The sequence below is a fragment of the Paenibacillus sp. GD4 genome, assembly GCF_030846225.1.
Taxonomy (GTDB): domain Bacteria; phylum Bacillota; class Bacilli; order Paenibacillales; family NBRC-103111; genus Paenibacillus_G; species Paenibacillus_G silviterrae.
Window position 1 is genome coordinate 4,675,519 of the sequence record NZ_JAVCYK010000001.1, and the last position, 12,167, is coordinate 4,687,685.

Here is a 12,167-nt window from a genome sequence, read left to right on the forward strand (position 1 = left end):
CCCTTCCTCTAACAATGTCGAAGGTTCCTCCATTAACCCTCCCGCACATAAACCTAAAAAAAACACAAACCGGTGAAAAGTCATTCTATAGTCCAGCATGTTTTTTCGGGGTATGATGGAGTTACCTTCAAGCATGTAATTCTGCCTTTTGATATGATAGGTTAAGAAGCGGCTTCAAAAGGAGAGTGCATCTATGTACAAAATCATGATCGTTGATGACGAGCCTATCATCCGCAGCGGCTTGCAGAAGCTGGTGGAGCAGTCGGGGATCCCGATCGCCGGCATTCGCACAGCTACGAACGGCGTACAAGCTTTGGAGCTCATCGCCGAAGAGGCGCCGGACTTCTTGTTCACGGACATTCGCATGCCCAAGATGGACGGATTGGAGCTATGCCGCAGTCTGTACGAAATGAATGCGGATATCCACATTGTCGTCATTTCCGGCTACAGCGATTTCACCTATGCGCAGAAATGCGTTTCCTTCGGGGTAAAGGAATATTTGCTGAAGCCGGTCAACAAAAAGAAAATTCAAGATGTTCTGGAAAAGCTGGTTCGTCTGAAGCAGAAGGCGGAATCCTTCGTCACCGTTACCCAGCTGGAAGCCTGGGTCGCAGAGCTGGAGGAAGCCGTATGGACTTTGAATGAGTTCCAGCTTACTAGTATTCTGGGAGGGATCCGCCAAGACCTCAAAGCCCTTGATCTGAAAATGAACCGCTACAGAGAGCTCCTTGAGGAAATGTATGCTCATCTCACAAAAACCTTTAATGCGAGAGATGTCTTTAATCTCAAAGCATCGCTGATGCTCAGCTCCTCCCCGGACGAAGAGGAGGTATGGCAGTCGTTTGCCCAAAGCATACACGGACGGCTGGAGGAGCTTCGGGTCAAGCGCCGAGGCAAAGCCAAGGATCCGGTGGAGGAGGCGAAGCGATACATTGACGAGCACCTTGCTGAAGAAGTATCGCTGGAGGAGGTGGCGGAGCGTATCGGGCTAAATGCCTCCTACTTTAGTCAGCTGTTCAAGCAATCCACCCAGGAGACTTTCGTTCAATACCGGACCCGGGCCAGGATGGAGAAAGCGAAAAAGCTGCTGCAGCAGCCGCAGTATCGGATTACCGATATTTCCGGAGAGGTCGGCTATGCGGACCATCCGCATTTTACAAAGACCTTTAAGAAGTATACCGGCTGTCTTCCCTCGGAATATCGCCAGAGGCTGGGGATCGAATAATGAAAAAGCGGACGCTTTCGGCACAGCTTTACCGATACTTTTTTATCGTGATCATTCTTTCACTAACGAGTGTCGGGGTAGCGAGCTATGTTCTATCCTCCCGGGCAATCGACGAGCAGGTGCAGCTCTACATGGAGCAAACGATCAACAGCACCTCCGCACAGACGGACATTTATTTGCAGACCTATGAATTGTTCAGCAACTCGTTCTCGTCGAATACCGATGTAAGGCAGTTTATGGAGATATCCCGCGATGATTCTTATGAGTACTATTACTACTCCGACGTCATCAAAAAGTTTGTGCAGAACTCGGTCAATTCGATCTATAACATCTATAAGCAGCTGAACATGGTGTATGTCGTAGGACAGCACGGCCGCTCGGTTATTTACGACAATCAGAACTTCTCGGCGGTTGATCCGGAGCTGGTTACGGAAAAATTCGACTACTTGATGCAGTCGACCCCGAACAACGGCAGGATTGTACTGCTTGACATGAGCATTCGTCCTGAGGATAAAGGCACCGTCGTCACGATGGCGCGAAAGGTAAGAGGAGCCTCCTACGGCGAATCCTTCCGCGGGGTTGTGGCGGTCGAATTCAAGCTGGATGAGCTGTACCGGGTATGGCAGCTGGTGAATCTGGGCAATAAAGGATATTTCTTCATTGTAGACGATGAGGGGAACTACATTTACCATCCCGATGTTCATATGAAGGATACCAAAATGGATCCGGAGCTGGCCAGCCGCATTCTTCGGACGGAAAACAAGACCGTGGTTGAATCCATCGGAGGAGAGAATCGATTGGTGCTGTCGCGAAAGTCGGATTATTCCAAATGGAATCTGGTGGTTGCGATGCCTGTCGATGAGATGCGCAAGCCGGTATCCTTCATCCGTACGACGACCTTGGCCGTAGGCTTGCTTACTTTGGTAGCGGCACTCTGGCTTGCCGCCAAATTCGGACGTTCCATCGTAGCGCCGATTATGGAGCTCAAGGACAGCATGCGCGAGACGGAGAAGGGAAACTGGCAGCATATCGATGAAATCGGCCGTACCGACGAGATCGGCGGACTCATCCACAGCTACAATCTGATGGTGACGCGCCTCTCGGACATGATCGAACGGGTGTATCAGGCGGAGCTGCAGCAGCAGAAGCACGACCTGGAGCTGCACCAGACGGAGCTGGAGCGGCAGCGTGCGGAGTACCAATCGCTCCAGCTGCAGATCAATCCGCATTTCCTATACAACACGCTGGAGACGATTAACTGCTACGCCATTGTTCAGGATTCCGATGAGATCACAGAGATGGTCGATGCCATGGCCTTCATGCTTCGTTATTCCATCCAGGCGAATCTGGAGGAAATTACGGTAGCGAACGAGCTCAATCATGTGCGTAATTTTATGATCATCCTGCAGCATCGTATCGACCGAGAATTTGAGATCGAGGTTGCCATTCCGCCGGCACTGCTGCTGGAGAAAATGGTCCGCCTTACACTGCAGCCGATCGTGGAAAATATTTTCCAGCATGCGTTTCCGGATGGCATTGAGCCGCATCATTATATTCGAATCGATGCGAAGAAGGAAAACGGTCTCTTTCAAGTGATCATCGAAGATAACGGCGCCGGGATTCGTCCTGAACGGCTGCAGGAGCTTCGAAGACGCCTGCAGCTGAACAAGCTGGCTGAAGATCACGGAGGAGGGCCGCGCCGGGGCGGCATCGGAATTATGAACGTTCACCGGCGCATTCAAATGGTTTTTGGAGAGCAATATGGTCTTCAAATAGATAGCGAGTGGGGACAGGGCAGTCGGATCACGATGGTCATGCCGGCCACTCCAACGCCTAAAATCAAGACAGGCCAAATTAAAACAGCGGAGGGTTCACTATGAAAATCGATTTGACTGGTAAAATTGCATTGGTAACAGGCTCGAATGCAGGGATTGGACGCGCGATAGCGATGGCTTTGGCTGCGAATGGAGCGAAAGTGGGTGTCAACTGCTTGCGCAATGTTCAGCAGGGGCAAGAAACGGTTGACGCCATCCGCGCGGCGGGTGGAGAAGCTGTACTCGTGCAAGCGGACGTGACGGATCTCGAACAGATCGATAAGCTTGTGAGCGAGGTGGAGAAGGCGTTTGGCGGTACGGTGGATATTCTCGTGAATAACGCCGGTCACCTGGTACAGCGGGTTCCGAACACGGAGATGACCGTTGACATGTACAATACGATCATGGATGTGAACATGAAGAGCACCGTATTTATGTGCAAAAGAGTATTGGGCGGCATGAAGGCGAAAGGCTACGGGCGTATTGTCAATATGTCATCTGTAGCGGCGCATAACGGCGGCGGTCCGGGCTCCAGCATTTATGCCGCCAGCAAAGCGGCGGTCATGGCTTACTCCAAGGGTCTGGCTAAGGAAGTCGCCGGAAACGGCATTACGGTAAACAATGTATCGCCGGGCTTTATCGGCAATACGATGTTCCACGCTACCTTCACCAGCGATGCGGCTCGTGAAGCCACGATCAACTCCATCCCGCTGAAGCGTGAAGGTACGCCGGAGGATGTAGCCGGAGCCGTTCTGTATCTGGCGTCCGATCTTGCCGCCTATTTGACCGGCGAAACGATTGAAATCAACGGCGGGATGTTCATGCGATGATGACGGCAGGATTCTTGGGAGAGAAGCTGGCGAAGACGACATGGGCCGATGACATTGTTAACGCGCTAAGACAGGAATTGTTATCGCTTCAAGCGGCGGGAAGTCTTGTGATTCCTGAGGAGCCAGGCGGCTGGTGGCACCAATATGTGTGTCCCGAGCATCACACGGAGCTGCTTTTTGACCCTCAAGAGAACGAACCCGAAGCCATCGCATGTCCTTACGGCTGCCGAATCCAAGGGGAAGTATACCGCGGGGCGTGGCTGGTGTTTAAGCACCAGTCCCTCGCCCGGTATTGCTTGCAGGCGGCAGCGGTGTATGCGGTTACACGGGAAGTGGAGCTTGCGGTGCTGTCCAAGCGGCTGCTGGTTGAGTATGCACAGCAGTTCCCTAAGTATCCGGTACACCCGGACGCTCAGCCTTGGATGCTGAAGGGGAGGGCGTTCCATCAGGCGCTGACGGAGGGAATCTGGTCGACAACACTGCTTAGGGCGTATCTTCTGCTGCTGGATGAGGGGGTCGAGTTTACTCCCGTGGAGCGCCAGGCGCTGGATACGTTCCTGACGATGCTGGAATCCAGCATGAAGGGGTATCGCCAAATTCTCATTCATGATCGCAACAATCCGGAGAACAATTACACCGCCTGGCTCAATGCATCCTTATCCTGTGTCTATGCGGTCCGGGGTCAGATCGAGGAGCTGAAGGAGCTGATCGAGGGAGTGGGCGGCTTTAAGCACCACCTGACGATCGGTGTTAAGCCGGATCAATTCGAGTTCGAAGGCTCTGTCTATTATCACATCTTTGTTTTGAGAGCTTATATGATTTCGGCGGAAATGGCTGAGCGCTTCGGCATTGACTTGTACTCCGTCCAAGGAGAATCGGGGCAATCGCTGAAGGGTATGTTTGAGCTGCTGATCACGCTTGCCAATGAGCAGGGGATGCTGCCAGCGTTGCATGACGGGCCGATGGCCCGTGTGCCGTACGCCCGTGAAATTGCGGAAACCTGCGAAGCCGGTCTGGCAAGGTACGGCTTGAGCGGACTCATCCCGATTCTAGCGGAAGCTTACAATCAGCTTGGCGGGAAACCGGTACGCAGCAGCCTGGAAGCACTGCTGTATGGAACGGGTGAGTGGCCGGTCGAGCCCTCGTTCGGTGACCGGGGCTCGCAGCTGCTGGCGGAGTCAGGCTTTGTGATAGGACGGCGATCGGATTCGAACCTTTCGTTCCTGGCCGACTTCGGACCGCATGGCGGTTCCCATGGTCATGACGACAAGCTTCACATCTCACTCGCTCATCGTTCCGGCGATGTAACGCCCGATATGGGCATGGTGCCTTACGGCTCGGAGCTGCGGAAGCAATGGTTTGCCAAGACGGCCAGCCATAATACCGTTTCCATCGGCGGTGCCACACAGGCGCATCATACCGGACGTTGTGTACGGTTTGAGAACGGTGCGGAGGCCACCATCGTTTGGCTCCAGTCAACAGACGCCTATTCCGGCTGTCAGCTGGATCGCCATTTGCTTCTCAAGGGCGATGTGCTGGTGGATTGGTATGAGGTGGAGCTGCAGGAAGCGGCCTCCATCGAATGGTGGATGCATCCGACTGCCGCAGTGCAAGGAGGCAAGCTGCAAGCGCTCACGGAAGAGGCTGCTGCTGCATTGCTTCAACCGATTGACGGAGGAGCCTTCATGCACGTGACGGGCCGTTATACGGATGATCGGGAGCTGTATTTGCGATATACGTTAGCCTCAGGCGCGGAAGTGTATCATACGGCGCTTGTTCAGGCGGAGGATGAACTGTACCAGATCGAAACGCCGGGCACCACGATCGATCCGAGCCAACGGGTTAAGGGGCTTTTGCACCGGCGTATGGGCCGTACCGCAAGCTTCATTCATGTGTATACCACAGGAGAGCAAGCTTTATTGAAGCTGCGTGACAGCGGGGAAATCACTGTAACCAGCGGTAATGAGCAATTCACGATAGCCTTAAGCAAGGATTCTGGCTTGACCATTACGGGGAGAGGATGAAGCTTCATGAGCAGCAAGGCACCCTTGTATCAGCCCCAAAGCGGGGTTCTGACCGTACAATACCAACCGGACGAGACGACGCAATTGATTGAGAATCCGCCGCGGTTTACCTGGATTCCGGCCCAGCTGGACCATGACCGATACGTCCTGCAAATTTCATCTGCGGAAAATTTTACAGCGGCGGATACTCAAACGATTCAGCCGATTCCATTGAACTTATATACGCCCGACGCACCTCTTGCTGCCGGAACCTATTACTGGCGGTATGCTTTACTGACAGAGGACGGCCAAACGGAATGGAGCGTAGTAAGGCGGTTCGAGGTGAAGGAGGGCTTGCCTGTTACAGCGCTTCCGTCGAGGTCTGATCGGTATGCCGGAGCACAGAAGGCCCATCCTCGATTATGGCTCCAAGCCCCGGAGCTGGCAGCCTTCCGCAAGAAGATCAAGGAGGATCCTTCCTTCTGCGGTTGGGATGTGTTCTTCGAACGGTCCGTTAAGCCCTGGATAAACAAAGAGCTGATTCAGGAGCCGCTGCCGTATCCGGAGAATAAACGGGTGGCAAAGCTTTGGCGGCAGATGTATATGGATTGCCAAGAAACGCTGTACGCGATACGCCATCTATCTATTGCCGGTGTCGTGCTCGAGGATGAAGAGCTCATTGCGAAAGCGAAAGCTTGGCTCCTGCATGTTTGTTCATGGAATGACGAAGGAACGACGTCGCGGGACTACAATGACGAAGCGGCCTTCCGAATCGCCGGCGCACTGGCATGGGGCTATGACTGGCTTCACGACTATCTGAGCGCCGAGGAGCGTGAAGAGGTAGGCAAGCATTTGCTGCGGCGTACGGAGCAGGTCGCTTTTCATGTGATAGAGCGCTCGAAAATCCATCATGTTCCATTTGACAGTCATGCGGTTCGTTCCCTTTCCAGCGTATTGGTCCCCTGCTGTATTGCCATGCTGGGGGAAAAAACCGAAGCTCAAGCGTGGCTCGATTACACATTGGAATATTACGCGGGACTGTACAGCCCTTGGGGCGGCGCGGACGGCGGATGGGCCGAAGGACCGATGTATTGGACAACGGGCATGGCCTTCGTTACAGAAGCGATGAACCTGCTGAAGAAATATACCGGCATTGATTTTTACAAGCGTCCGTTTTTTAGCAAAACCGGTGATTTCCCGCTGTACTGCTTCAGTCCGGATACGATACGTGCCAGCTTCGGAGACCAATCCACGCTGGGTGATCCGGTAAGCCTCAAGACGGGCTTTAACATTCGACAGTTCGCCGGAGTGACGGGCAACGGATTGTATCAGTGGTACTTCGAGAAGGTGAAGGCGACCGATACCGATTCGGAGCTGAAATTTTACAACTACGGCTGGTGGGACTTCCGCTTTGACGAAATGGTATACCGGCACGATTATCCGGAGGTTACGGCGGAGGAGCCGACGGCGGATTCGATTTCTTCGGTCAAATGGTTCCGGGATATCGACTGGGTCGCCTTCCATGCCAATATGCACGACCCGGACCGCCACGTCATGCTGCTGACCAAGAGCAGCAAGTACGGATCAATCAGCCACAGCCACGGCGATCAAAACGGCTTCCTCCTTCATGCCTACGGAGAACCGCTGGCTATTGAGAGCGGCTATTACGTGGCGTTCGGCAGCACGATGCATATGCAATGGCGGAAGCAGACACGTTCGACGAACAATATCCTGATCGACGGTCAAGGTCAGTATGCGGGGACGAACAAGGTGCTGAACATGGCGGCCTCCGGCTTCGTTGAGGAGGCCGAACAGCGAGACGGCTACGGCTATTCCCGCTGCAACGCAACGGCAGCTTATAAGGAGAATGTTCCTTACCTGGAGCGATATGTGCGTGAACTCTATTTCTTCGATGAGTCGTATGTAGTGGTGGTGGACCATATTGACTTGGCCCAGCCGGGCAGTGTCGATTGGCTTTTCCAGACCTTACACGGGATGAATCTGAACGGACAGACGTTCAAGCTGCAAGGGAACAAGGCGGACCTGGACGGCCGCTTCGTGTACTGCTCCTCCGGCGAGCTGGAGCTGTCGCAAACCGAGGGCTTCCCGGGAGTGGATTGTTCCGAAATCGAAGGTCTCCCGCTTCACTGGCATCTGAAGGCGGCAACCAAGCCTGCACGAAGCCACAGAATCGCAACACTGCTGGTACCGATTAAGAAGAACGAGCCGAAATACGTATCGTATTTTATGGATGATCAGGACCATGGCGTACACATTTACTTTACAGAGAACGGGGTAACCCGCAAAGTCGAGGTGCCTAAGGCTTACTAAGCCCGAATGCGTTTCAGAAACCGTTGTATTCCCGGGGGATCGGCCGATTGCCGCAAACCGACGGGGATATGACGGTTTTTTTGCGTGGAATGTAACTAAATGGCAGACCGCAGCGTCTACGTTGGTAAGAATGCCGATTCGTAGAGGAGGAAGTGCGATGATGAGAAAGGGACTCCAGCTGGTTATCGCAGCACTGCTGCTATTGAGCCTAATGTATGGTGCCGTTCCCGAACGCGTGTATGCTTGCTCTTGTGCTATGCCTCTGTCCGTAAAGGAATCCCTTGAGAGCTCGGATGCGGTATTTGTAGGGAAGGCGGTCAAAATCGCAGGTCCGGGCCAATGGTTTATTCGCTCGTCCGCGGATCCGGTTGCGGTAACGTTCGAGGTTTCGCAGGTATGGAAGGGGGAGCCCCAAGCCTCGCAGACGGTATATACGGCGACAAGCTCAGCCAGCTGCGGCTTCACCTTCTCGGAGAACACGGAGTATGTGGTGTATGCAAGGAAGGGAGAGGACGGACTGCAAACGACGATTTGCGATAGAACGAAGGCACTCATGGCCGCGGCAGAGGATACGGCGCAGCTCGGTGAAGGGAAGAAGCCGCTTCAACGAGCGGATGCCGGGGAGGATTTCATTACGGGAAACAGAACCGTTGTCGTCGGACTGCTGTTCGCTGCACTGCTCCTTTATATACTGCGCAAAACCAGGAAGGTCTAACGGCTGAAGCGGCCCCCGGAAGGGGGCTGCTTTTTTTCGTTTCGGGAATATCGCCGTGGCCGGGAACCAATCAGGCGGCCGCCCAATATAATGGTTAGCAAAGGTATAAGCTCTTGCCCATGCGTAAGGAGCAAGCTGGATTCGCTTGGGTGAAGCAAGGGAGGTGAAGCTGTGAGACATACCATAGCCGATCGGGTAGGCGGCTCCATAGCCGCGGTGCTGGGGCTGCTCTCGGTTGCGGAAGCGGTAAGGCTTTACCCTGACGGCCACCGCTGGTTCACGGGCGACCATACCTTTCCCGCCTTGCTTGGGATTGGGTTATTTGTTCTGGGCGTCATGATTGCTTCAGGGTTTCGGGCGGAGTCGTTTCCAGTGGCGTTTCCTGAAGGAAAGGTGCAGTTCAGGATGGGCATTTGTGTCGTCATTTTGCTCGGATACGCATTATTGATGCCTTTTCTTGGGTATTTACTCAGCACCTGGCTTACCGGTGTAGGGCTGTTTGTCCTGTTCGGATCGCGTTCGTCCTGGTGGTGGAAGCCTGTTCTTTATTCCAGCGTCATCACGGTGCTGCTGAATGTGTTGTTTATCGAGTGGCTTCACATGTCCTTTCCGCAAGGCATATTCGGCTGGTAAAGGCGAAGGGAGGAATCGGAAATGGACACCTTGTTCTTGCTGCTGAACGGCTTCGCTTCAGCCCTCACGCTGGAAAATTTGTTCATGGCGGCGATAGGAGCACTTGTCGGTACCTTCGTGGGAGTACTCCCCGGACTCGGACCGACATCGGCGATTGCCATTTTACTGCCGATTACGGCGATTCTGGAGCCGGCCCAAGGCATCATTATGCTCGCGGGCATATATTATGGGGCTATGTACGGAGGATCCACCACGGCGATCCTCATGAATATCCCGGGGGAGGTATCATCGGTCCCCACATGTCTTGACGGTTATCCGCTGGCGAAGCAGGGCCGCGGGGGGCCGGCGCTGGGTATTGCAGCGATTGCGTCATTTGTAGCTGGGGTACTCGGAGTCGTGGGTCTCGTCTTCTTCGCCCCGATGTTGGCGGATCAGGCACTGAGGTTCGGACCCCCGGAATATTTTGCCTTAATGCTGCTCGCGTTTACCGTCATTGTGAATTTGGCGGGGAATTCGCTTCTGAAGGCGCTGGCTATGACCGCCTTCGGGTGCTTGCTGGCTTCGGTTGGCATCGGCGGTTTCTCCGGGTTAACCCGGTTTACGTATGGCACTAATGAGCTGTCAGCAGGCTTCGAAATGATCAGTATCATCATTGGACTGTTTGCCATTGCCGAGGTGCTGAAGGGAATGGAGGAGAAACGCGCGCAGATCGCCGATGCCAAGCTGGGGAGTATTTACCCGAGCGTTAGGGATATAAGGCAATGTACGCCTGCTTTTCTCCGCGGAGGCATGCTGGGTTTCGTGCTTGGGCTGCTGCCGGGGTGCTCCGCCGCAATTTCTTCCTTCTTAGCCTATGATCTGGAGAAGCAGGTGTCCAAGAAGCCGGAGGAATTCGGAAAGGGACGGATGGAGGGGGTTGCCGGACCGGAAGCGGCGAACAATGCAACCAGCTCGGCCGGCTTTATCCCGCTGTTTGCCTTAGGGATTCCCTCTTCGCCGCCCCTGGCGATTCTGCTGGCGGGATTAATGATCTACGGGCTCACGCCCGGACCGGTATTGTTCGAGCAGAACGGGGCGTTCGTGTGGACCGTCATTGCAAGTATGTTTATTGGCAATGTCATGCTGCTGGTGCTGAACTTGCCTCTGGTCGGGATGTGGGCGAAGCTTACACGGATCCCCTTCAGCGTCATGGCGCCGGTTATATTGCTGCTAAGCTTTATTGGGGCTTATTCCGTCCGAAACAGCTTATTTGATGTTTTCGTAGCGATTGTTTTCGGAGTGGCGGGCTATTACTTCTCGAAATACCGGTGGCCGGTGCTTCCACTGCTGCTCGGCTTTATCTTGGGTCCCATTATGGAACGATCCTTTCTGCAATCGATGGCTTTATCGGGAGGAAGTCTCGGTATTTTTGTAGAAAGACCTATCACGCTTGGACTAATGGCAGCGGCAATCGTACTCGTTTTTATTTCGGTAAGGCTGAAACGAAGAACGGCTAAAAAAATGAAAGAACAAACGGGAGAAGAGCTGGAGATCTCTTGAGTCTACAGGAGAATGCAGGGAGAGGATGAAACGAATGCGGAAATGGCTAGTACTTTCGACGGTGGCCCTCTTGGCGCTGGGGGTCGTGCTGTCAGGCTGCGCTGCGCGCAGCGGCGGAACGGCGGCCTCGTACCCGGAGAAGCAAATCGAATACGTCGTACCGTTCGCCGCCGGCGGAGGCGTCGATCTGGTAGCTAGAGCGGTGGCGGATTATGTCAGCAAGGAGTGGAAGCAGCCGGTAGTTGTCGTGAATAAGCCCGGCGGCGGGGGGGCGATCGGGGCGCAGGCAGCCTTGAAGCAGTCGCCAAAGGACGGCTATACGGTGCTGGCGGACAATAATTCCAGCACGACGATGCTGACGGGCGGAACACCCAACCCTCCGGTGCAGATCGAGGATCACGTCTTTGTATCGAAAATTGTGGAGGATGCGGCTGCTTTTGCCGTAAGTGCCGATGCTCCGTGGAAGGATTTCAAGGAGTTCTCCGAGTGGGTTAAAAATAACCCCGAGAAGCTGACCTGGACCAGTGTAGGGCCTGCCGGCTTCTCCTCCTTTGCCGTAGCGGAATGGGCCGGCGCAATCGGTGCGGATTATGGCAAAACGCGTATGGTGGCAACCAAGGGAGCGGCGGATTCGGCCCCAATGATTGCCGGCGGGCATGCAGTCCTTGCCGTACACACCGTAGCGGAGCTTTACCCCTTAGCCAAGGCGGGCAAAATCAAGCTGCTGGCTGTCGTCTCAGACAAACGCAGCCCTTATTTTCCCGATGTGCCGACCGCGGCCGAGCAGGGAGTGAAAGGACTAACGGTCAAATGGTGGACCGGATTGTCCTTGCCGGTCGGTACGCCGGATGCCATCCGGGCGAAATGGGATGCCGCCATTGCGAAGATGGCAAAGGATCCCGGCTTCCAAGAGAAGCTGAAAAACATGCAGATGGAAGCCGCGTATTTGAACTCGACGGATTTTGCCGGGTTCATTAAGAAGGAAACCGACTATTTCACGGCGCTGGCGACGAAGTACGGAATGAGAAAGTAATGGTGTCACCTAAGCGCTAATTGCCCGAACTGTTAACCAATGGT

9 protein-coding genes are annotated in these 12,167 nt (G+C 54.3%); all 9 read left to right on the forward strand.

Annotation, left to right across the window (positions count from 1 at the left end; genetic code table 11):
• The first annotated feature begins 193 nt into the window (after positions 1-193).
• The 9 genes from RAC89_RS22105 to RAC89_RS22145 all read left to right on the forward strand — a co-directional run bounded on the left by RAC89_RS22105 (position 194) and on the right by RAC89_RS22145 (position 12,123).
• A complete protein-coding gene (locus RAC89_RS22105) occupies positions 194-1,225 on the forward strand; it encodes a response regulator transcription factor (RefSeq protein ID WP_306615795.1) in 1,032 nt (343 codons plus the stop codon).
• Positions 1,225-3,105 carry a cache domain-containing sensor histidine kinase gene (locus RAC89_RS22110; RefSeq protein WP_306615796.1) on the forward strand — a complete coding sequence of 627 codons (1,881 nt, stop codon included), beginning with the start codon at positions 1,225-1,227 and terminating at the stop codon, positions 3,103-3,105. Before RAC89_RS22105 ends, RAC89_RS22110 begins: the two co-directional genes overlap by 1 nt.
• Complete coding sequence (locus RAC89_RS22115; RefSeq protein ID WP_306615797.1) at positions 3,102-3,869, forward strand: SDR family NAD(P)-dependent oxidoreductase; 768 nt, start codon at positions 3,102-3,104, stop codon at positions 3,867-3,869. The genes RAC89_RS22110 and RAC89_RS22115 overlap by 4 nt, the downstream gene beginning before the upstream one ends.
• Positions 3,866-5,893 carry a heparinase II/III domain-containing protein gene (locus RAC89_RS22120; RefSeq protein WP_306615798.1) on the forward strand — a complete coding sequence of 676 codons (2,028 nt, stop codon included), beginning with the start codon at positions 3,866-3,868 and terminating at the stop codon, positions 5,891-5,893. The genes RAC89_RS22115 and RAC89_RS22120 overlap by 4 nt, the downstream gene beginning before the upstream one ends.
• Positions 5,894-5,899: 6 nt before the next feature.
• Positions 5,900-8,203, forward strand: a complete 2,304-nt coding sequence (locus tag RAC89_RS22125; protein WP_306615799.1) for a DUF4962 domain-containing protein — start codon at positions 5,900-5,902, stop codon at positions 8,201-8,203.
• Positions 8,204-8,360: 157 nt separating this feature from the next.
• Complete coding sequence (locus RAC89_RS22130) at positions 8,361-8,918, forward strand: hypothetical protein (protein WP_306615800.1); 558 nt, start codon at positions 8,361-8,363, stop codon at positions 8,916-8,918.
• A gap of 171 nt (positions 8,919-9,089) precedes the next feature.
• On the forward strand, positions 9,090-9,551 hold the full coding sequence (locus RAC89_RS22135; protein ID WP_306615801.1) for a tripartite tricarboxylate transporter TctB family protein: 462 nt from the start codon (positions 9,090-9,092) through the stop codon (positions 9,549-9,551).
• Positions 9,552-9,572: 21 nt separating this feature from the next.
• Positions 9,573-11,090 carry a tripartite tricarboxylate transporter permease gene (locus RAC89_RS22140; protein WP_306615802.1) on the forward strand — a complete coding sequence of 506 codons (1,518 nt, stop codon included), beginning with the start codon at positions 9,573-9,575 and terminating at the stop codon, positions 11,088-11,090.
• 25 nt (positions 11,091-11,115) lie between these two features.
• Positions 11,116-12,123: a Bug family tripartite tricarboxylate transporter substrate binding protein gene (locus tag RAC89_RS22145; RefSeq protein ID WP_373429984.1), complete on the forward strand. Its 1,008-nt coding sequence runs from the start codon at positions 11,116-11,118 to the stop codon at positions 12,121-12,123.
• Positions 12,124-12,167 lie beyond the last annotated feature (44 nt).